This window comes from Desulfitobacterium sp. (genome assembly GCF_035539115.1).
Taxonomy (GTDB): domain Bacteria; phylum Bacillota; class Desulfitobacteriia; order Desulfitobacteriales; family Desulfitobacteriaceae; genus Desulfitobacterium_A.
In genome coordinates, this window is sequence record NZ_DATLJA010000094.1 from 23,470 (window position 1) to 44,712 (window position 21,243).

Annotated in this window: 22 protein-coding genes; 19 read left to right on the forward strand and 3 right to left on the reverse strand. The window is 45.5% G+C overall.

Annotated features, from left to right (window positions below; translation table 11 throughout):
* Positions 1 to 27: 27 nt before the first annotated feature.
* The 6 genes from recJ to hemZ all read left to right on the forward strand — a co-directional run bounded on the left by recJ (position 28) and on the right by hemZ (position 8,217).
* Positions 28 to 2,556, forward strand: coding sequence for a single-stranded-DNA-specific exonuclease RecJ (recJ, locus tag VM640_RS15180; RefSeq protein WP_414648014.1), 2,529 nt, complete (start codon positions 28 to 30; stop codon positions 2,554 to 2,556).
* Positions 2,557 to 2,611: 55 nt separating this feature from the next.
* Complete coding sequence (locus tag VM640_RS15185) at positions 2,612 to 3,124, forward strand: adenine phosphoribosyltransferase (RefSeq protein ID WP_325393708.1); 513 nt, start codon at positions 2,612 to 2,614, stop codon at positions 3,122 to 3,124.
* A 34-nt stretch (positions 3,125 to 3,158) separates the two neighbouring features.
* Positions 3,159 to 5,339 carry a RelA/SpoT family protein gene (locus VM640_RS15190; RefSeq protein WP_325393710.1) on the forward strand — a complete coding sequence of 727 codons (2,181 nt, stop codon included), beginning with the start codon at positions 3,159 to 3,161 and terminating at the stop codon, positions 5,337 to 5,339.
* Positions 5,339 to 5,788 carry a D-aminoacyl-tRNA deacylase gene (gene dtd / locus VM640_RS15195; protein ID WP_325393712.1) on the forward strand — a complete coding sequence of 150 codons (450 nt, stop codon included), beginning with the start codon at positions 5,339 to 5,341 and terminating at the stop codon, positions 5,786 to 5,788. The genes VM640_RS15190 and dtd overlap by 1 nt, the downstream gene beginning before the upstream one ends.
* A 135-nt stretch (positions 5,789 to 5,923) precedes the next feature.
* The gene (locus VM640_RS15200) at positions 5,924 to 6,541 is read left to right on the forward strand and encodes an MBL fold metallo-hydrolase (protein ID WP_325393747.1); all 618 of its coding nucleotides are present in this window, start codon (positions 5,924 to 5,926) and stop codon (positions 6,539 to 6,541) included.
* Positions 6,542 to 6,549: 8 nt separating this feature from the next.
* The gene (gene hemZ / locus VM640_RS15205; RefSeq protein ID WP_414648015.1) at positions 6,550 to 8,217 is read left to right on the forward strand and encodes a coproporphyrinogen dehydrogenase HemZ; all 1,668 of its coding nucleotides are present in this window, start codon (positions 6,550 to 6,552) and stop codon (positions 8,215 to 8,217) included.
* A gap of 54 nt (positions 8,218 to 8,271) precedes the next feature.
* Here the strand turns inward: hemZ and VM640_RS15210 are convergent, their stop codons facing one another.
* Positions 8,272 to 8,955 (reverse strand): cytochrome c biogenesis CcdA family protein, encoded by a 684-nt coding sequence (locus VM640_RS15210; protein ID WP_325393716.1) that lies wholly within the window; start codon positions 8,953 to 8,955, stop codon positions 8,272 to 8,274.
* Between the two features lie 126 nt (positions 8,956 to 9,081).
* Here VM640_RS15210 and VM640_RS15215 point away from each other — a divergent pair, with 126 nt between their 5' ends.
* Together VM640_RS15215 and VM640_RS15220 are read left to right on the forward strand one after the other, a co-directional pair.
* Positions 9,082 to 9,633 (forward strand): peroxiredoxin family protein, encoded by a 552-nt coding sequence (locus tag VM640_RS15215; RefSeq protein WP_325393718.1) that lies wholly within the window; start codon positions 9,082 to 9,084, stop codon positions 9,631 to 9,633.
* A 274-nt stretch (positions 9,634 to 9,907) separates the two neighbouring features.
* Complete coding sequence (locus tag VM640_RS15220) at positions 9,908 to 10,477, forward strand: DNA-deoxyinosine glycosylase (protein WP_325393720.1); 570 nt, start codon at positions 9,908 to 9,910, stop codon at positions 10,475 to 10,477.
* Positions 10,478 to 10,533: 56 nt separating this feature from the next.
* Here VM640_RS15220 and VM640_RS15225 read toward each other — a convergent pair whose 3' ends face one another.
* A complete protein-coding gene (locus tag VM640_RS15225) occupies positions 10,534 to 10,761 on the reverse strand; it encodes a hypothetical protein (protein ID WP_325393722.1) in 228 nt (75 codons plus the stop codon).
* Positions 10,762 to 11,128: 367 nt separating this feature from the next.
* Between VM640_RS15225 and hisS the strand changes: the two genes are divergently transcribed.
* The 4 genes from hisS to trxA all read left to right on the forward strand — a co-directional run bounded on the left by hisS (position 11,129) and on the right by trxA (position 14,962).
* Positions 11,129 to 12,403: a histidine--tRNA ligase gene (gene hisS, locus VM640_RS15230; protein WP_325393724.1), complete on the forward strand. Its 1,275-nt coding sequence runs from the start codon at positions 11,129 to 11,131 to the stop codon at positions 12,401 to 12,403.
* Positions 12,400 to 14,178 carry an aspartate--tRNA ligase gene (aspS, locus tag VM640_RS15235; protein ID WP_325393726.1) on the forward strand — a complete coding sequence of 593 codons (1,779 nt, stop codon included), beginning with the start codon at positions 12,400 to 12,402 and terminating at the stop codon, positions 14,176 to 14,178. The genes hisS and aspS overlap by 4 nt, the downstream gene beginning before the upstream one ends.
* Before the next feature lie 94 nt (positions 14,179 to 14,272).
* On the forward strand, positions 14,273 to 14,551 hold the full coding sequence (locus VM640_RS15240) for a metal-sensitive transcriptional regulator (RefSeq protein ID WP_325393727.1): 279 nt from the start codon (positions 14,273 to 14,275) through the stop codon (positions 14,549 to 14,551).
* Between the two features lie 81 nt (positions 14,552 to 14,632).
* Entirely contained in the window at positions 14,633 to 14,962 is a 330-nt protein-coding gene (trxA, locus tag VM640_RS15245) for a thioredoxin (protein WP_325393729.1), read from the forward strand.
* A 112-nt stretch (positions 14,963 to 15,074) separates the two neighbouring features.
* On the opposite strand, the gene VM640_RS15250 is transcribed toward trxA, so the two are convergent.
* Positions 15,075 to 16,382: a replication-associated recombination protein A gene (locus tag VM640_RS15250; protein ID WP_325393731.1), complete on the reverse strand. Its 1,308-nt coding sequence runs from the start codon at positions 16,380 to 16,382 to the stop codon at positions 15,075 to 15,077.
* Between the two features lie 322 nt (positions 16,383 to 16,704).
* Here VM640_RS15250 and VM640_RS15255 point away from each other — a divergent pair, with 322 nt between their 5' ends.
* From VM640_RS15255 to VM640_RS15285, 7 genes are all read left to right on the forward strand, one after another.
* Positions 16,705 to 17,160 carry an RrF2 family transcriptional regulator gene (locus VM640_RS15255; protein WP_325393733.1) on the forward strand — a complete coding sequence of 152 codons (456 nt, stop codon included), beginning with the start codon at positions 16,705 to 16,707 and terminating at the stop codon, positions 17,158 to 17,160.
* A gap of 37 nt (positions 17,161 to 17,197) precedes the next feature.
* Positions 17,198 to 18,388, forward strand: a complete 1,191-nt coding sequence (gene nifS / locus VM640_RS15260) for a cysteine desulfurase NifS (protein WP_325393735.1) — start codon at positions 17,198 to 17,200, stop codon at positions 18,386 to 18,388.
* A 20-nt stretch (positions 18,389 to 18,408) separates the two neighbouring features.
* Positions 18,409 to 18,780: a Fe-S cluster assembly scaffold protein NifU gene (gene nifU / locus VM640_RS15265; RefSeq protein WP_325393737.1), complete on the forward strand. Its 372-nt coding sequence runs from the start codon at positions 18,409 to 18,411 to the stop codon at positions 18,778 to 18,780.
* A gap of 17 nt (positions 18,781 to 18,797) precedes the next feature.
* Positions 18,798 to 19,925: a tRNA 2-thiouridine(34) synthase MnmA gene (gene mnmA, locus VM640_RS15270; RefSeq protein WP_325393739.1), complete on the forward strand. Its 1,128-nt coding sequence runs from the start codon at positions 18,798 to 18,800 to the stop codon at positions 19,923 to 19,925.
* Between the two features lie 122 nt (positions 19,926 to 20,047).
* Complete coding sequence (locus tag VM640_RS15275; protein ID WP_325393741.1) at positions 20,048 to 20,542, forward strand: PRC-barrel domain-containing protein; 495 nt, start codon at positions 20,048 to 20,050, stop codon at positions 20,540 to 20,542.
* On the forward strand, positions 20,539 to 20,733 hold the full coding sequence (locus tag VM640_RS15280) for a hypothetical protein (protein WP_325393743.1): 195 nt from the start codon (positions 20,539 to 20,541) through the stop codon (positions 20,731 to 20,733). Before VM640_RS15275 ends, VM640_RS15280 begins: the two co-directional genes overlap by 4 nt.
* A gap of 26 nt (positions 20,734 to 20,759) precedes the next feature.
* Positions 20,760 to 20,891 (forward strand): hypothetical protein, encoded by a 132-nt coding sequence (locus VM640_RS15285; protein ID WP_325393745.1) that lies wholly within the window; start codon positions 20,760 to 20,762, stop codon positions 20,889 to 20,891.
* Positions 20,892 to 21,243 lie beyond the last annotated feature (352 nt).

The window sequence follows — 21,243 nt, forward strand, 5'->3', positions numbered from 1 at the left end:
TAGCTTATAATGAGCTGTGGAGGAGATATTTTGAATAAGATCTGGATTAAACCACAGCCTGTTGGCCCAGTGTCCAACCAAATTCAAACCCGGCTTGGACTTTCACCGATTGTAGCGGATATCTTAGCTCAAAGGGGATTACGTACGAAAAAGCAGGTGGTGGACTTTTTAAGACCATCCCTGCTTAATTTAAATTCTCCGTGGGCTTTTCAGGATATGGCTCAGGCGATTGATCGTCTTGTACTTGCACAAAGCCATCACGAAAGGGTTTTGATTTACGGAGATTACGACGTTGACGGTGTAACTAGTACGGCCATGCTTTATAAAGTACTGACCGATTTGAATTTCCAAGCAGTTACTTATATCCCTAGTCGTAGGGATGAGGGGTATGGGCTAAACAAAGAAGCAGTTCTCAAAGCATCAAAGTCTGACGTCAAACTAATCATTACCGTTGACTGTGGAATTACAGCAGTTGAAGAAATAGCCTACGCTAAGGAATTAGGGATTGAGGTCATTCTCACAGACCATCATGAACCCCCAGAAATTTTACCCGCTGCTTTAGCCGTTCTTAATCCGAAAGTACCGGAATCGGGTTATCCCTTCCGGGAACTTGCCGGTGTTGGAGTTGCGTTTAAGTTGGCACAGGCTTTACTTGAACATTTCGGAAACTCAGGGACGAATCAGATGGAGACTCTTTCGGAGATTGAAATTCTTGATCTAGTCGCGTTAGGAACGATTGCCGATCTCGTCCCGTTGATTGGCGAAAACCGAATTATTGTGTCCTATGGTTTAAAACAAATGGAGAAAACCACACATTTGGGAATGCAAGCCTTGTTGGAGGAATGTGGACTGGGAAATAAGCCGTTAAAGGCCGGACAAATTGCCTTCATGGTTGCTCCTCGGATCAATGCGGCCGGAAGAATGGATAGCGCCAAAGCCGGATTGGAGTTGCTCTTAACGGGTAAACCCGAGCGCGGCGAAGAATTAGCACGTTATTTAAGCCGAGAAAATGCGGAACGTCAGGAAACGGAAAAGGAAATTTTCGCGGAGGCAGTAGCTCTGTTAGAGCAGCAGCCGCTCCCCCGTGTCATTGTTCTTTCCGCACCCAACTGGCACCCTGGAGTCATTGGAATCGTGGCTTCCCGACTGGTTGAACGTTTTTATCGCCCTGTGTATTTAATGAACGAAGAGGGAGAAGAAGCGCAAGGTTCTGCTCGAGGAATTCCGGGCTACCATGTTCTCGATGCTCTTCGTGGACAAGCTGATTTATTCGAACGTTTTGGCGGGCACAGCCAGGCGGCAGGTTATTCCTTGAAATGCTCTAATATCTCTGCTCTTAGGGAAGGTCTCAATCAGGCTGCTGCCGACTATCCCGAAGATCTTTTTTGCGAACGCGTTAAAGTGGATCACCTGGTTCCTCTCGCTTCTCTTGATGGGAACCTCTTGGCTCAATTAGAACAAATGGCCCCGTTCGGGTTTGGCAACCCGAGCCCCGTTCTGGCCGGAGTTCAGTTTCCTCTTTATGCTGTGAATACGGTAGGTAAAGATAAAGCTCATTTAAAGTGCCTTTTTGGTTCCGAAGGGGCGTGGGAAGGGATAGCCTTTCGCCAAGGAGCGGCGGTTACAGGCCTTCGAGATACAAAATGTGTCGATGTCACCTTTGGCTTAGACTGGAATACTTACCGTGGACCCGATAAAGTCCAGCTGGTTCTTAAAGATGTCGAAGCTGCAGCAACGTGGGAAGATCGGGAGCACCTTCAAGAGCACGAAGGGGCGGTCGAAGAGATCCTGCGGGTAAGAACAGAAATTGCAGCAACCTCCGGTGGCTTAGCAAAGGGGTATGACTGGCGTAACTATGGACGAAAACAATGGGTACGCGCTCTACAGGAGGAGGCAGCGATTACTCCGGAAGATTGGTCGAATGTTCTGGTTTGGAATGGCCTTCAGGCCCGCGCGCAGTGGACTTCCTTGGATAAATTCCTTAGGAATAGCTCGGAGCCAATCCTAAATAAGCGGGCAAGGGGAGACCTTGGGCCGAGGACTCAGAAACCTGGGCAAGAAAAAACTTGGCTGATGATTCTTCTTCTGGGATTGCCTACGGGTTGGGAGGAATGGTTTCAGCTCTGGACACAAATATCGGGAGATCATGCTCAATCCCAATGGGCAATTGCCGAAGCGAAGTTGACGGCTGTGGACTTACAACGAAAATCCGGCTATCAAACTCGGGAAGAACTGATCCAGGACTATCGGATTTTAGCTCAGTTAGCTAAACAAACAAAGTCTTCTCAGATTTTCTCCTGGACGCCTGAAACTCAAGAAGGGAGAGATCCCTTGGAAGCCCTCAAAATCTTTGAAGAATTAGGCTTAATTAGGATTTTAGGAGGGTCGGAACGGATTACGCTCGAATGGATACCTGCCCAGAAAAAGCTGGATTTGGATTCTTCTCTCCGCTTTCATAGCGGTAAGCAAACATGGGAAAATTTGCTACGCTTTGCTGAGGAATTTTTAAAAACGTCATGGTCAGAACTGATAATAGGAAGGAATTCTGAATTTTGACGTGAATCTTTTCAGGGTGTAAATTAGGGTGTAGGGATAGAAAGGCGGAAGTTTCATGGATTTCAAAGAAAAAATTCGCGTAATCGAGGATTTCCCGAAAAAAGGGATCTCTTTTAAAGACATAACAACTTTGTTGAAAAATGGGGAGGCTTACCGGACAGCCGTTGATGCCCTGGTGGAGCAGGTCCGCCCTTGGAAGCCCGAGTTGATCATCGGACCGGAAGCTCGGGGGTTCTTACTTGGAGCACCGTTGGCTTATGCTTTAGGGGTTGGCTTCGTGCCAGTGCGCAAGCCGGGTAAACTGCCTGGAGAGACCGTCAGCGAAACCTATGAACTTGAGTATGGAACGGATACCTTAGAAGTCCATGCAGACGCACTACACTCTGGTCAGCGAGTTGCGATTGTGGATGATTTATTAGCAACGGGAGGAACGATGCTGGCGACAGCGCGTCTGGTTGAAAAAACCGGGGCTCAAGTCGTGGGCATGAGTTTTTTAATCGAACTCACTGAGCTTGGGGGTCGAGATAAGCTCGGCACCTACCCGATCTTCTCACTCGTTCAATATTAAGTCTTAAGATTTGCGTGAAGAGAGGGGTCAGTGAATGTCAGAAAGCGAGTTCTTAGATAAACTGAAGCAGGTTTTCCCCCAAGGATCAGGAATAGCGGAAAAAGCCTATCATTTTTCCGAAGAGGCTCACCGCGGGCAACTTCGCAATTCGGGGGAAGACTATATTCAACACCCGCTCGAAGTGGCAAAAATCCTTTTGGAATTGGAAATGGACGAAGCGACGATTGCAGCTTCCTTACTTCACGATGTGGTTGAGGATACGAGATACACCATCGAAGATATTGAAAAAGAGTTTGGCCCGCAGGTCGCTTTAATGGTGGACGGAGTCACAAAACTCGGACGAATCGAATACAAATCGAAGGTTGAACAACAGGTTGAAAACCTTCGTAAGATGTTTTTGGCGATGGCTAAGGATATCCGCGTAATTTTAATTAAATTAGCAGACCGCCTTCATAATATGCGGACCTTAAAATATCATTCCGTCGAGAAACAGAAGGAAATCGCTCGTGAAACCTTGGAAATTTTTGCGCCCTTGGCTAATCGCTTAGGAATATTCCGGATTAAATGGGAGTTGGAAGATCTCTCGTTTCGATATTTAAAGCCTCAAGAGTATTACGATTTGTCTGAAGGAATTACCTTCAAGCGTCACGAGCGGGAAGATCAAATCAATGAGGTGATCGAGCAGCTGCGGGACCGCCTGAGTGAGGTCGGAATTCATGCCGATATTGCCGGTCGACCGAAACATTTTTACAGCATCTACCGCAAAATGCTCACTCAGAATAAAGAACTCAGTGAGATTTATGATTTGACGGCGGTTCGTGTCATTGTGGATTCAGTGAATGATTGTTATGGTGCTCTCGGCATTATTCATACCATGTGGAAGCCGCTGCCGGGTCGGTTTAAAGATTACATCGCCATGCCGAAACCGAATATGTACCAATCCCTGCACACCACTTTAGTGGGAGCACATGGAGAACCCTTTGAAATCCAGATTCGAACTTGGGAAATGCATCGCACGGCTGAATATGGGATTGCAGCGCACTGGAAATATAAAGAAGGGGGCAAAGCGATCTCGGGGAGTTTTGATCAAAAGCTCTCTTGGCTCCGTCAACTTTTGGAATGGCAGCATGATTCTAAAGATGCCGGGGAGTTTATGGAATCCCTAAAAATTGACCTTTTTGCGGATACAGTCTTCGTCTTTACGCCTAAAGGGGATGTGGTTGAGCTTCCTGCTGGGTCTTGCCCAATTGACTTCGCGTATCGTGTGCATACGGATGTTGGGCATCGCTGTGTTGGCTCAAAAATTAACAGTCGGATTGTACCCTTAGATACGAAACTTGTTAATGGGGATATCGTCGAGATCTTGACAACGAAACAAGGAAACGGACCCAGCCAGGATTGGCTTTCTTTTGTTAAAACCTCCCAAGCTAAAAATCGGATTCGTCAATGGTTCAAAAAAGAAAAGCGAGAAGAAAATATTGCCCGAGGCCGAGAGGGCTTAGAACGAGAGATTCATAAGCTGGGTTTGGAACCCTCGGCGATCCTTAAGCCGGAGACCCTGATGATGTTTGCCAAGAGCTATAATATTACCAATGTTGATGACCTCTATGCCGCCATGGGGGATGGAGCGGTTACTGTTAATAAATTCTTGATGCGTTTGCGAGAAGATTTGAGTAAGGAGGAGAAAGAAAAGCTCCACTTGGCTGCTCTCCAGCAGGGAGAAGGGAAACCGTCAAGTGCTTATGGTAAAGCGAGCCAAGGGGTTCGGGTAATAGGGGTAGATAATATCCTTGTTCGTTTTTCCCGATGTTGTAATCCTTTACCAGGTGATGATATTGTCGGATATATCACTCGAGGACGTGGGGTATCTATCCATCGCCGGGATTGTGATAATATTAAGGCACATAATGACGAGGAATTAGACCGGATGGTGGAAGTGGTCTGGGATGATGCCCAAGCAGATACGATTTATCCGGTGGATATCGAGATTTTTGGTTTAGATCGCGCAAGACTGGTTACTGATGTTATGAATTCGGTTATGGAGACACGCACCCATATCTTGGGGATCAATGCCCGCGTCAGTAAGGATCAAATGGCGCATATTCAATTGAGAATTGAAATCCGCAACTTGGGGCATTTGTATAATGTCATACAGAAAATTCGCAAGGTTAAAGATGTGAATTCAGTCGAACGGGTTTATTCAGGAGGAAAATAATGCGAAGTGTAGTGCAACGTGTGAGCAGGGCCTCCGTTCGTGTCGAAGGGGAAACCGTCGGGAAGATTGGGAAGGGGTTTCTTGTCTTCCTCGGAGTAGGTGAGAACGACGTTCCTCAGGACTTGGACTGGATGGTTGATAAAATCATTGGTCTAAGGGTCTTTGAGGATGAAGACGGTAAAATGAATCACTCAATTCTCGAGGAAAAGGGAGAGATTCTCCTTGTTTCACAGTTTACGCTCTATGGGGATTGTCGTAAGGGCAAACGCCCCAGTTTTTCAGCAGCTGCTCCTCCAGAAAAGGCTAAGGCTCTCTATGAGGACGTTGCGGCAAAGATTACAGCCAAAGGAGTGCCTGTAGAGACTGGAATCTTTCAGGCAGATATGAAGGTTGAGTTAGTGAATGATGGACCTGTGACCATACTCTTAGATAGTGAGAAGACGTTCTAATCAAGGTGTGAGGATCGAACTGCAATGTTCGAGGTTGGCAACCGAGCTTGCTTAATCTGGAGACCTAGCCCATGATGGGGTTGCCTAAAATTACGGATATGCGTGAAGGAAGAAGCCCAAAAAGGAGTGAGACTGATGATCGAAGGACAGGCTATGGGTGTAATGGGGGCAAACTGCTATATTCTTAGTTGCCCTGAAACCAAGAAAGCCGTAGTGATTGATCCCGGCGCTGAGGGGAAGCGGATCCACAGTTGGGTCCTGGAAAAGGGCTATCAAGTGGAATATATTTTGCTTACGCACGGACATTTGGATCATATTGGAGCAGTGGATGAACTGAGAGACGCTTTTGACGCTAAAGTCGGAATCCATGCCAGGGATGCCGATATGCTCATCGATGGACAAAAAAATCTATCTACCTATATGGGTTCCTCAATTGAAATGAAACCAGCTGACTTCTTACTCAAAGATGGCCAGACGATAACAATCGGACAAATCACTCTAACGGTTCTAGCCACTCCTGGTCATACCTTAGGTGGTGTTTGCTTCTTGACTTCGGATGGGCTGATCAGTGGGGATACCCTGTTTGCGGGTTCAATCGGCCGCACCGATTTTCCTGGAGGGTCACTTGAACAACTTTTGGACGGTATCAATCAAAAACTGATGGTCTTGCCTGAAGAAACCCGGGTTTTTCCGGGACATGGTGAAGAGACTACGATTGGGAGGGAAAAACGGGAAAATCCGTTTTTAAAATGAACAAACAAATGAACTTTCAATTAATGAGTACAACTTTAACCCGCTCCGAATTGGAAGCGGGTCTTTCCTTAATACGTGCTTTTTTCCCTGAGGGGAAAGTGTCGGTCAAAGGGCCTGTGACTATCGGAGATTTGGAACATGATGTCAATGAAAATGGAAAAGTGGACTCTCAAAAGAGTGGGAACGTAAATGGTCATGTTTCGGGGAATGAGCTTGTTGAACTGGTAGCAGTGATCGAGGTTGACGTTACTTTTCCTGGCCGCCCTTATAATGTTCAAGGTAAATTCTATTATGAGCCAGCCCAGGCTCAACCCCATCTCCATCTCTGTCCCCAAACCTTTCAAAGTGACGCATATGCTCCATCAAAAAGATATCAAGTTCTAATCAGTCCGCAAGACGTTGAACAAATTCTCACTCATCCTCAGGTTGGTAAAGAAACAGAACGCAAGGTTCTGCTGAAGCATGGACTTTACCATTTACTCACCCAAGTGACAGGGCATACGCCCCCTTGGGGGATTTTAACCGGCATCAGGCCGAGTAAAATTCTGCATCGCTTAAACGATCTTGGAATTTCGGAAACTTCAGAGAAGAAAGTATTACTAGAACGTTATCTGATTCGCGAGGACAAAACCCAGCTTTTACAAGAGGTTGTAGTTCTGCAACGTCCGTATCTTAAAGAAATCGTAGATCACCCAGAGCAGGTTGCTGTTTATGTAGGAATCCCTTTCTGCCCAACACGGTGTACTTATTGTTCATTTCCGGCTTATTCGCTCCAGCAGGGAAGAGAACCGCTTCAGGCTTATCTGCAAGGGCTCTATGAGGAGATTCGGGTAACGGGAGCTTGGATGAAAGAAACGGGGAGATGTGCTAGTTCTCTCTATATGGGAGGTGGGACACCTACAATCTTATCGACTTCCGAAATCTCGGTTTTGCTTCAATGGATTCGGAAAAATATCCCGATGGCAGAAGAGATTGAACTTTCGGTGGAAGCCGGACGGCCGGATACGCTCTCCCAAGAAAAACTCCAAGCCCTTCGCGAGCAAGGAGTCAATCGTTTAAGCATTAACCCTCAATCGATGCATAATCGGACGTTGAAGCGGATCGGTCGAGCCCACTCTGTTGAGGATATTTTAAGGATTTATGAGCTTGCTCGCGAGATTCCGGGGTGGGCTATCAATATGGACTTAATTCTAGGGCTTCCGGGTGAGAATGTAGCAGACGTTCGTGAATCTCTTAAACAGATTGGGGAACTTAAGCCCGATAATCTCACAGTGCATGCGCTTGCGATTAAAAAAGGTTCTAAAGAGTATGAAGCGGGTTTAGTCCAGAATTTAGGCACGGAATTAGAATCGATGCAGGAAATAGTTCTCGCAAGTGCCCGTTCTTTGGGGATGCGCCCGTACTATCTCTATCGTCAAAAACATATCGCTGGGAACCTAGAGAATATTGGGTTTGCCTTACCTGGGGCGGAGTGTCGCTATAACATCGGGATTATGGAAGAACGGCAATCGGTCATCGGGATCGGGGCTGGAGCATCCAGTAAGGTCGTGAATCCCCAGGATTTTTCGCTGACAAATATGAAACATCCTTCAAATTGGCAAGTTTACCTGAGACGGTGGCCGGAGATTTATCAGAAAAGAGTTGGAGAGTTTCTTAAGATTAGCCATAGCCTTTGAAAATGGGTAGATAGCTTAAAAGATGATAAGCAGATATTCAGATTCAGGGTGTACTTAAAATACCGAATTTAATAAAGCGAGTTTATTGTAAAATACGAGATACCCCAGTATAATCATGAGCACACCGCTTGCCTTTGTAAAATAAGGGAGCAAGTGGTTTATTTTCTTGAATTTTGAGCCATACCTTTCAGCGAATAAAGCAAAAGCCAAGAAAGGAAGAGCCAGACCTAGCGAATAAAGGGTTAATAGGCTAATTCCCTGAGTCAGGGTCTGGGTGCTCCCCGCATAAACGAGAATGCTCGCTAGGATGGGCCCGATGCAGGGAGTCCAGCCTGCAGCAAAAATAAAACCTAAGAGAACAGAGCGGCCAAAAGAGGCCGTATTTTTCTTGGGGTTATAAAGAATGCGTTTTTCCTGATAAAGCCATTTTAATCTCAGTATGCCCACCATATGGAGACCGAAGAAAATCATCACAACACCACTTAATTCACGGAGGAAAACCTTATTCACGTTTAAAAATTTGCCAAGTAGACTGGCGGAACCGCCTAGGGCAATGAAAACAAGGGAAAAACCTAAAATAAAACCAAAGGCCCTGAAGAGAATTACATTTTTACTCTTTGTTTCGGTATCCGCGATAAGGTAAGACAAGTAAGCGGGAAAAATCGGAAGAACGCAGGGGGAGAGAAAGGAGAGAATCCCAGCAACAAAAGCCGCCATCCATGAAATAGAATCTTGCATACATAGACCTCCAAAGTAATCAGAATATAGGACTTTTCCTCCCGAAACTTCTATCGTATAATCAGAGAGATGAGTAACAGAGTTACATATAGTATGAGTTTAACTTATTTTTAGGGAGGTGTGAATATGAAACTTAGATTCGTAGGAATAGTGGGAGTTATTGTTATTGTTCTCCTCACGACCTTCGGGATGAAGGCAAGTACTCCTTCAACAGAAGCATCATCCGCTCCTAATATCGGCTATGAAATTGGAAATACTGCCCCGGATTTCACGCTCAAGACACTAGAGGGTAAGAACGTGAAGCTAAGTGACTTTCGGGGTAAACCCATATATTTGAATTTTTGGACGAGCTGGTGTCCAGCGTGTAAAGAGGAAATTCCAGAGATCCAGAAGTTTTACGAAAAAAATAAAGATCGGGTGGCCGTTTTAACGATAAACATCACTTACTCGGATAAAATGAAAGATGTGCAGGATATTTTAAGCCAAAATAAGGCAACGTTTCCGGTTTTGCTCGATGAAGACAGCACTCATTCTGTAACTGATCGCTATGGAGTTTATGGGATACCTGCGAGTTTCTTTATTGATAAAAACGGGGTTATCCGTGACCATCATGAGGGGGCAATGACTCAAAGAATGCTTGAAGAGAGTTTAAAAATCGCGCTGGGTGCGAAGGGTTAACTTATTTGGACCGAAGGAGGTGCTCAGCCATTTCTGGGATGGGCTTTTTTCCTTTCTTGATAAGAGGGTTTAGCTACAAAATAATAGGATAGAACTCTATGTTTTGATTGTGCGCGGAATTTTTCTGAAAGGGATTGGAATTGAGTATCTATGGCAGGATGCACTTGCACTGAGCTTATTTGCGATTCTTCTAATTGCGCTCGCGGCTAAGAAGTTTAAGAAGAACTTGGATTAAGCCACGAAATAGAAAACTCAAATGAATGGGGAGGAATCAATGCAAATTCAAGGTTTTAAACCCGTAATTAATGCGAATTCACGCGTACTGATTCTTGGCTCCATGCCGAGTGAAGAATCGCTCAGGAAACAAGAATATTACGCAAATCCCCGTAACCAGTTCTGGAGAATTCTTGATACACTATTTTCTTTAGAAGAAAGGGAAGAACAACAAGAAAGACAAGAACGTCAAAAACAGTCTGAACTGCTACGAGAGCAGGAAACTATACCTGCAGCGGCCATTCCTTATTCTCATAAACTGGAGTTCATCCTCCAACATAACTTAGCCCTCTGGGACGTGATTGCTGCCTGCGAACGGGAAGGCAGTCTGGACTCCCACATTAAGTCTCCTCGGCCCAATTTGTTTGCCGAATTGTTTGCGCATTACCCGGAGATTTGCTATGTCGCGTTTAATGGTAAGAAGGCTTTTGAAGTGTTTAAACGCCAGGTTGGCTTTAATCTAAAAGAAGGGTTAGTCTATCACGTTCTTCCTTCAACAAGTCCGGCGAATACTTTAACGTGGGAACGAAAATTGAACGAATGGCGGATTCTTCGAGCATGGCTTAAGTGAGCGTCAAATTAAAAAGAAAAGACCAGCCCATCCGGTCTTTTCTTTATACAACTCATTTATTTCGTGTGTTGATGGTCGTTAAGATTATCTTTCATAAGATAGCGATCCGATTTATTGGGCTTTGGGGTTTGGTCTTCCAGATTGGGAGCATGCGTACGGGTTTTATCTGTTTTTTTATCACTCAATGTCAGTGCCTCCTCTTTACTCAAATCGGTAAATGTTAAACTCATTTTTAACGATCCAATTTTAGAGTAACCTTTTTCTTTAGAAAAAATGTGAGCCATTAATGCAAGGCTAAGACTTTGCTCTGTATGGAATAATATGGACTGAGATTGACAAGCTGGCTTTTCTTTTGTATGATTTAAAATTATAAAGGCTTTTATACTTGGAATTCCTGTTTAAACAAATTCTTAGGAAGAGACTGTGCATAATCTCTCAACAGGGAGGGTCGGCAATGACTGAAACCGGCCTGAGAGACGCTTAGGAGGACACCCTGGGAAAGGGAAGAAAAGTCGGATGGTTTCGTTAAAGACCAAAAAGTGGGCGGAAAGTACAATCTTTTCGTCAATAAGGGTGGCACCACGGGAGCTCTCGTCCCTTGCTTACAGGCAAGAGATGAGGAGCTTTTATTATTTTTAGGAGGGATTACGAGTGGCTATTCAACGTCCCAAAGGAACACAGGATCTTTTACCAGGTGTTATCGAAAAATGGCAAGACCTCGAACAGCACATTCGCCAAATTTGTCGGGAATATGGATATCAAGAAATCCGGACCCCAATGTTTGAAGCGACCGAACTCTTTCAACGTGGCGTTGGGGAAACAACAGACATTGTCAATAAGGAAATGTATAGCTTTCTTGATAAAGGGGATCGTTCCATCACTTTACGGCCTGAAGGAACAGCTTCGGTTTGCCGGGCGTATGTCGAGAATAAGTTATACGGAGGCCCGCAACCTGTGAAATTGTATTACCTGGGACCGATGTTTCGCTATGAGCGGCCTCAAGCAGGCCGGTTCCGTCAGTTCCATCAATTCGGAGTCGAGGTGTTAGGGGCGGACAAGCCTATCGTCGATGCCGAAGTGATTACCCTGGTCTGGGATCTTTACAACCGGTTAGGGTTGAAAGGGCTGGAAGTCCATGTTAACTCTGTCGGTTGTCCCGTTTGCCGTGCCGAACACCGGACGAAACTTCAGGAATTCTTAGCTCCACGGCGAGAGCAGTTATGTAAAGATTGTCAGGATCGATTTGAACGGAATCCGATGCGGATTCTGGATTGTAAAAATCCGTCCTGTCAGGAAATCACGCAAGGTGCCCCTACAACATTGGATACGCTTTGCCCGGAATGCTCTGAGCATTTTCAAGAGTTACAGGAACTCTTGACGGCAGCGGATGTCCGTTATAAAGTGGACCCTCGCCTCGTTCGCGGTTTGGACTATTATCGGAAGACAGCATTTGAAGTCCTGGTCGAGGATATTGGAGCCCAAAGCGCGATTTGTGGTGGCGGTCGATATGATGGACTCGTTGAAGAAGTGGGTGGTCCCCAGACGCCGGGAATTGGCTTTGCTATGGGGATGGAACGTGTCCTCACGGCGATCCAAGCTTCTGGACAGGATTCGGATCGGACTCCCCAAGAATTTGTCATGTTTATTGCCTTAGGCGATGCTGCTCAGAAAAAAGCTTTTTCAGTAGTCAGCCGGTTACGAAGTAAAGGAATTCCAGCCAGCATCGATTTACTGGGTAGAAGTTTGAAGTCCCAGATGAAAACGGCGGATAAAGCACAAGCCCGTTATGCGGTGATTCTTGGGGAAGATGAATTAACTCGTCAAGTGGTTATCTTACGTGATTTAGCCTTGGGGGAACAATTAGAAGTGCCGCTTGCTGAAGTGGAAAACGATCTCATTCGTAAATTTAGGGAGGAACAAGTATGACAGTTTTAGCAGAACGGATTGAAGCAGGAAAGCTAAGGACGAATAATGATGGAGAAACCGTTCGCTTGCTTGGTTGGGTCCAACGTCGGAGGGATCATGGGGGCGTAATTTTTGTTGACCTTCGAGATCGTTCAGGTTTAGTACAAGTTGTATTTAATCCGGAGCTCCTGAATTTCACGACCGCTGAGCGTTTAAGGTCTGAATTTGTAGTTTCGATTTTGGGGCGCGTTCGTCTCCGTCCAGATGGGGCAACGAACCCTAATTTGCCCACGGGCGAAATAGAAGTGGTTGCTGAACAGTTAGAAATTCTAAATACGGCTAAGACTCCGCCCTTTTATATCCAGGATGATGTTGATGTGGATGAAACGATTCGCCTCAGATACCGCTATCTCGATTTGCGCCGCCCTGAGATGCAGAGCGTCCTTAAAACACGGCATAAAGTCACTCAGATCATGCGGAACTATTTTGACAGCTGTGGTTTCTATGAAATTGAGACACCCATGCTTACAAAATCGACGCCCGAAGGAGCACGAGATTATCTTGTACCGAGCCGGGTTCATCCTGGTGAATTTTATGCTCTACCCCAATCGCCGCAGATTTTCAAGCAGCTTTTGATGGTCTCTGGTATGGAAAAATACTTCCAGATTGTCCGCTGCTTCCGGGATGAAGACTTACGGGCCGACCGTCAACCGGAGTTTACCCAACTGGATGTCGAAATGTCCTTTGTGGAGATTGAAGATATTTTACCAATGATGGAAGAATTGATCGCCCGTATTTTCACGGAGTTTACGGGTAAAGATATTCCTCGGCCGTTTGTGCGCTTAACCTATAAGGAAGCGATGGAACGTTTTGGATCAGATAAGCCAGATATGCGGTTTGGCATGGAATTTGTCGACGTTGCCGAGCTTGTCGCCGCTTCCAATTTTAAAGTATTCACCGATACGTTGGCCAAGGGGGGCCGCGTCAAGGGAATCTGCGCCAAAGGATGCGCAGGAATGCCACGTCGAGAACTTGATGGTTTGGTACAATATGTCCATCAGTTTGGAGCAAAAGGCTTGGCTTATATCGTTCTTGGAGAAGAAGGCGTTAAATCGCCAATTACTAAGTTCTTTACTGAAGAACAGTTAAATCAACTGATTGCTCAGATGCGTGGGGAAACAGGGGACATCCTTTTCTTTATCGCCGATCAGGCTTCTGTCGTTGCCGATGCGTTGGGCCATCTTCGTTTGGAGCTCGGTAAACGCTTAGAGCTTATTCCCGAAGGAGCGTTAAATTTTCTCTGGGTTACGGAATTTCCACTTTTGGAATGGAATGATGAGGAAAAACGCTTCGTTGCGATTCACCATCCCTTCACCTCACCTATGGATGAAGATATACCTCTATTAAAAACTGAACCAGGAAAAGCCCGGGCTAAAGCTTATGATGTCGTTTTAAACGGAATCGAATTAGGCGGCGGAAGTATCCGGATTCACCGGCGTGAAGTGCAGGAGCAGATGTTTGAACTGCTTGGTTTCACCCCAGAAGATGCGAATGCTCAGTTTGGTTTTCTGATGGAAGCCTTTGAATATGGCACACCCCCGCACGGCGGGATCGCCCTTGGTTTAGACCGCTTAATTATGCTTCTTACGGGCAAGGAGACTATCCGGGATGTAATTGCCTTCCCGAAAACCCAAAGTGCAGCCGATTTAATGAGCCAGGCTCCGTCACCTGTCGCCGAGAAACAACTCAAAGAGCTGCATATTAAAACCAATATACCGGAACTCAAAACTAAATAAAAAAAGTTTGTTAGATTTAGATTTGACAGAAAAAATATTAACGATTATAATAATTGTGTAGCTACCCCCCATGGGTATATAGGAGAGAATAATTATGAATGATTGCCCCTATTCCGAATCGAAGGAAGATCTTATTCGCCGCCTTAAAAAAGTAGAAGGTCAGGTTAAGGGACTCCAGCGTATGATCGAAAATGATAAGTACTGCGTGGATGTACTGATTCAGGTTGCAGCAGTCAGAGCTGCCGTGAATAAAGTCGGTACCATGATTTTCGAATACCATTCACGGGGATGTTTAGAAAAAGCGATTAAGGAAGACGATAAAGACGCTGCGATTGAAGACCTTGTTGGGGTACTTACTAAATTTATTAAGTAAGTAAATTGCGAGTCAATATCATTAACCTCAAAGCTTTTGGTGTAAGCTAAAGTTAATGATGTTTCAAGGAGGAATTTTTAAATGGCTGGAGCAAATGTTCAAACGTTTACAGCGGAAAATTGGCAACAAGAGGTTTTAGGTTCGGAGAAACCTGTCTTGGTGGATTTTTGGGCAGTCTGGTGTGGGCCCTGTAAGATGGTTGCACCGATTGTCGATGAGTTAGCCAATGAGTATTTAGGTAAAATTACGATTGGTAAACTTAATGTCGATGAGCAAGGCTCGGTTGCAAGCCAGTATGGAGTGATGAGCATTCCGACCCTAGGTATTTTTAAGGGCGGTCAGATGGTGGACAAAATCGTTGGCTTCCGGGGTAAGGCAGATCTCGTTAAAATGTTAAACGCCCACGCTTAAGAAGGTTAACACAGAAGATGAATTGCCTTAAAAAATGATCTAAAAGAGAAGGAAGAGAACGGTGCTTGCGGGCGTCGTTCTCTTCCTTCTTCTACTTTTAAAAGTCTTAGGTCTACTCTTTCTTTTGATTTCCTTTTCCCAGGTTCCCCAGATCCTGCCCTAACCCAGAGGGGGTAAAGAAACCAGGAGCCTCAACACTTTGAGGTAGATATTGCTGCTCGACCCAGTGACCGGGGTAGGCGTGGGGATAGCGATAGCCTTTACCATGTTCTAGTTTTTTGGCTCCCGGATAATGCGCATCACGTAGATGGCGGGGGACTTCTCCTGTTGGATGCGTGCGAACATAATCCAGCGCCCGATCGATGGCTTCATAGGCACTGTTGCTTTTAGGTGCCGTAACAATCGCTAGGACCGCCTGGGCGATGGGGATACGTGCTTCGGGTAACCCCAGCCACTCTAAAGCATTGGCAGCAGCATGGGCTTGAAGCATAACTTGCGGATCTGCTAACCCGACATCCTCCGAAGCCTGGATGATAATTCTGCGGACGATAAAGCGGGGGTCCTCCCCAGATTCCAGCAGGACAGCTAACCAGTATAGGGCAGCATCCGGATCAGAACCGCGCATACTTTTGATGAAGGCTGAAATAATATCATAATGGTTATCTCCATCTTTATCGAAGCGCATCGCCCGCTGTTGGATTGATTCTTCAGCCACCTCCAGGGTTATGTGCCGTGTGCCCTCGATCGGTGACGTGGTTAAAACAGCGAGCTCGAGAGCATTCAGAGCCCGGCGTAAATCCCCATTGGCATAATTCAGCCAGTGTTCCCAGGCTTCAGGAAGAATCTCGACTTGGTACTGCCCCATACCCCGTTCCTTATCAGCCAACGCTTGGTTCAAGCCCTGACGAAGTTCCTCAGGGGTTAAGGAATTGAGCTGAAACAAGGTTGAGCGGCTCAGAAGCGCAGAGTTGATCTCGAAAAAAGGATTTTCCGTCGTGGCCCCAATAAAAGTAATCGTTCCATTCTCGACAGCGGGCAACAACCCATCTTGCTGGCCTTTATTAAAGCGATGAACCTCGTCACAGAAAACTAAGGTTTTCTTGCCATAAAGATGAAGTTGCTCGGTTGCATTTTGAATAATTTCTCGAAGTTCCTTGATCCCGGAGGACACAGCGTTAATTCGAATAAAACTGGAAGAAGTGGCTTGAGCAATGACATGCGCGAGTGAGGTTTTCCCCGTTCCGGGTGGTCCGTAGAGAATGAGTGAACTGACGCGGTCCGCTTCAATTGCCCGTCGTAAAAGCTTGCCTGGTCCGAGAATATGAGCTTGGCCGATATATTCATCAAGTGTACGCGGACGCATTCGATCCGCGAGAGGGGCTACTTGATTAGGGTCGAAGGCTGCTGAAAAAAGATCCATTGTCTTTCTTTCCTTTCCAAAAGTGAGCCTCGAAGCTATTGAGCTACGCTCGTAATCTGAATTCTTATTTCAGTATAGCGACTCCTGTAGCTGAAGCAAAGTCCTTTTGGAGAATCTACCCTTAAATTTGATATTTTGTCTTTTGAAGCGTAAAATGAAAGGAATTTAATTTGTAGAAAAATGATTTAATTAATCGATTTAAAAAACCTCAGTAAAACACTCGGGTTTTTCTTGACAAATCCCGAGTAATTTAATAAGATATGTCTGACCTAAGAAATATTTAATCCCAACCAAAGTTTAGAGAAGAAAAGAGGTGGGGATCTTGAAGCTTTCAACTCGAGGACAATATGGTGTAAAAGCGATGTTTGACTTGGCCCAACATTCTGGTGAAGGACCGATCGCTTTAAAAAGTATTGCCGAACGACAAGAAATTTCGGAGCATTACTTAGAACAATTGATTTCCGGGTTGCGTAAAGCGGGTCTTGTCCAAAGCGTTCGTGGTGCTCAGGGTGGTTATGTGTTGGGCAGAGAGGCCGATCAGATCCGAGTCGGTGATGTCATTCGCGTCCTTGAGGGACCCATCGCGCCAGTGAATTGTGTCTCAGAAGAAGAAGATCATGATTGCTGTCAAAAAGCAAAATACTGTGTGACCAGAACCGTTTGGGAAAAAATGCGGGATTCGATTACTGATGTGGTCGATTCCATTACATTGCAAGATATGGTTCAGGACGCAAAGAGAAAAGAATCTGAGCGCAATTTCGATATGTTCTACATCTAAACGTTGAAATGCTAGAAAAGTTTTAGGAGGGACATCAATGAGGAGAGTTTATTTAGACTATAGCGCGACTACTCCGGTGGATCCAGAAGTCGCTCAATTAATGATGACTTATTATACGGAAAAGTATGGTAATCCATCAAGTGTCCATGGTTTTGGGCAGGAAGCCAAAGAAGGTTTGGAAAAGGCCAGAGAGCAAGTTGCCACTTTAATTGGAGCGCAACCGACAGAAATTACCTTCACAAGTGGTGGAACTGAGGCGGACAACCTAGCCATTTTAGGGACTGCCGACGCTCAGCAGAAAAAGGGCAAGCACATCATTACCTCAGCTGTCGAACATCATGCTGTCTTAGAGACCTGTGAATATCTCGAAAAGAATGGTTTTGATTTGACGGTGGTTCCAGTCGATGAAGAAGGGTTTATCGATCCGCAAGCCGTTGCCAAAGCGATTCGTCCGGATACCATTTTGATCACGATCATGCATGCGAATAACGAAGTTGGAACGATTCAACCCATTGCCGAAATCGGCAAGATCGCCCAAGAAAAAGGAATAATATTTCATGTTGATGCTGTCCAATCCTTAGGTAAAATCCCGATTGATGTGAAAGCGATGAATATTGACCTTCTGACGATTTCCAGTCATAAAATTTATGGACCGAAAGGGGTCGGCGCTCTCTATATTCGCAAAGGGGTTAAGCTTACACCCCGAGTTTTCGGGGGCGGTCAAGAGAAAAAACGCCGCTCAGGCACAGAGAACCTACCAGGAATTGTCGGGTTCGGCAAAGCTTGTGAACTCGCCGGTGAACGGATGGAAGAAGAAGAGAAAAGGTTGGCCGTTCTTCGGGATAAACTGATGGATGGAATCCTCGAACGGGTCGATTATGTAAAGGTTAATGGACCGCGTGGGGACAAGCGTCTCCCGAACAACGTGAATGTGAGTATTCTGTATGTTGAGGGCGAATCACTCCTTTTGAGCTTAGATATGATGGGAATTGCGGCTTCAAGTGGTTCAGCTTGTACCTCAGGCTCACTTGATCCGTCTCATGTCCTCCTTGCAATGGGACTTAAGCATGAGGTAGCTCATGGTTCTTTACGTTTCTCCTTAGGACGTCAAAATACCGAAGCGGATATCGATTATGTTCTCGAAAAGTTACCGGCCATAGTTGATCGGTTGCGGGCGATGTCCCCTCTCTATGATCAAATTCTTCATAATAATGCTAAAGTGCAGTAATTAAAAGGAGTGTATTTTAAATGTATTCAGAAAAAGTGATGGATCATTTTACAAATCCCCGCAATGTGGGTGAAATTCCGGATGCTGATGGCATCGGTGAAGTTGGTAATCCTGTATGTGGTGACATCATGCGTATTTACTTAGATATTCAGGATGATGTAATTAAAGACGTTAAATTTAAAACCTTTGGCTGTGGGGCAGCTGTCGCCACAAGCAGCATGGTTACTGAAATGGTCAAGGGAAAAACCATCGATGAAGCGTTAGAGGTTACTAATGCTGCGGTTGCCGAAGCGTTGGACGGGCTTCCACCCGTCAAAATGCACTGTTCAAATTTGGCAGCCGATGCTGTTCATGCGGCTATCAAAGATTACCGCGATAAACATCAAAAGTAAGGAATAGGGATAAATCAATGACACTTACCAATAAACCAAAGGTAGTAGTCGGAATGAGCGGCGGTGTGGATAGCTCCATAGCCGCCGCTTTGCTCAAAGAAGAAGGGTATGACGTCATCGGCGTGACTCTCCAAATCTGGCCATCCGCGGGTCCAGATGTGGAAGGAGGCTGCTGTTCCATTTCGGCTATCGATGATGCTCGGCGAATCGCCTTTCAATTGGGAATTCCGCATTACGTCCTTAATTTCCGTTCTTACTTCGAAGAAAAAGTAATTCATTACTTTACCGAATCTTATCTTCAGGGAGAAACTCCAAATCCCTGCGTCATGTGTAACCGCTTTGTCCGCTGGGGAGAAATGCTGCGCAAAGCTCAATCTTTAGGCGCGGATTATATTGCGACAGGACATTATGCCCAAATATTACGCGATCCGGAGAGCAGAAGACTTGTATTGAATCGTCCTGTCGACACGTGGAAAGATCAGACTTATATGCTCTATACCCTCACTCAAGACCAACTTGCGCATACGTTGTTTCCATTAGCCCATTATAAGAAGGATCATATTCGCGAAATGGCTGAAGAACGCGGGCTCATCCGTGTTGCTCGCAAACCGGATAGTCAAGAGATTTGTTTTATTCCGGATAACGATTATGCCTCTTTTGTTCAAGGTAGGGCTAAGGATAAAATTAAACCCGGAAATTTTGTGGATAAGCAAGGAAATATCCTAGGCCATCACCAAGGACTGGTTCATTATACTGTGGGACAACGCAAAGGCCTTGGTATGACGTTTGGGAAACCAATGTTTGTCGTCGGCTTTAATATCGACCGTAATGAAGTCGTCTTAGGAGAGGATCCAGAGGTATTTTCAGATACGCTCTATGCGACGGATCTCAACTGGATGGCGATTGAGGACTTGCGAGGACCTTTGAACGTTAAGGCTAAAATCCGCTACAAAGCATCCTTAGCTCCAGCTGTGATTTATCCGGTAGAGAGATCCGAACAAATCAAAGGTGCGATTGGAGCTTGCGTAAAAGTACAATTTGCAACACCGCAACGGGCAATCACCCCTGGACAGGCTGTTGTTTTCTATGACGGGGATCGAGTTGTGGGTGGAGGTAAGATTATTTCTGATCCGAGAGGAATATAAAGGAGACTGACTTTAGGCAGAGAGTTATCAACTCCATCTAAAGTTTAGTTTTTTAAAGAAAATGAATGAATTGAATTTTCTCGGGGAATAGTAGAAAGGAACTATTTTGTAAGGAGGAAAATATGAGACGTGCCCGAGAACTCATTGGCTTGCCGGTCTTGAATCTTAAAAGCGGTGACGCGATAGGATGGATTCAGGATGTTGTTTTTGATTCAGAGGCTCATAAAGTCAGTGGGATGCTCTTAGAAAATGGCCATATTTTTCATTCCGGAAAAGGACTTCCGCGCAGCGCGATTGCTGCTGTCGGTAAGGATGCCTTAACCGTGAAGGACAATCTAGTTCAAGATATCAAAGGTGTCAAATGGTCTGAAAAAGTTGGAAATCAGGTGTTCACCCAAGCTGGGGAAGCAAAAGGTACGATTCAAGATGTCTTCCTCGACGATTCGGCTGATAGCATCGTAGGATTTGAGGTCTCAGATGGTTTGTTCTCTGATCTGATCCAAGGCCGAGGCGCAATACTGCAGGAAAATATCATGGTAGATGGGAAGGACGTCTTAATCGTTGAAGACCAGGTATCCCCATGGGATCATGCCAAAGAAGGGGGGTCACTATCATGAATTGTCCAGTGTGCGCAGGTCGAGCGATCGGCAAGGTCGGGGTAGGGCAGTTTTATTGTTGGGATTGTTGTGTGGAATTTACCAGCCAAACGGATAAGGTCGTAATTTACGATTTAGCAGAAGACGGTTCCTTAGTCGTCTGGGAAGACCCCATCCTCAATTCTGAGATTTCGGAAGCTGCTTTAGAGTAAATTATAGCAGAAGGAGGGATGAGACCTTGAAATCAGGACAAGTAGTTGGTGGAATGCTTGCAGGAAGTGTTCTTGGAGCGGCTATTGGTTATATGGTTCGCCCGCGGAACAAAGCCATGTCTCTGATGCGTAAGGGAATTAGGAAGGTTAGATGGTAAGTCTCTCTGGATTATTTAATTGAAATTAAGCGCGCTTGTCGCGCTTTTTTATTACTAACAGAAACTTCCATGAACCTGCCGATTCACAGGGAGGTATGAAAATGTAGTCCATTTTCGTAAGAAAGTATAAGTCTGGGGGCAGATAGTATAAGTGCAACCAGCGGCTTTCGTTCTCCTACGATGCACGTATTTATGTCCGGCAGGATAAGGTAACTAGGGCTACCACCTTCGCTAGGGCTTGGTGCTAGCCAAGTTTTCTTTATCCTACGATGCAAGTGGTTAAGTCCGGCAGGATAAGGTAACTAGGGCTACCACCTTCGCTAGGGCTTGGTGCTAGCCAAGTTTTCTTTAT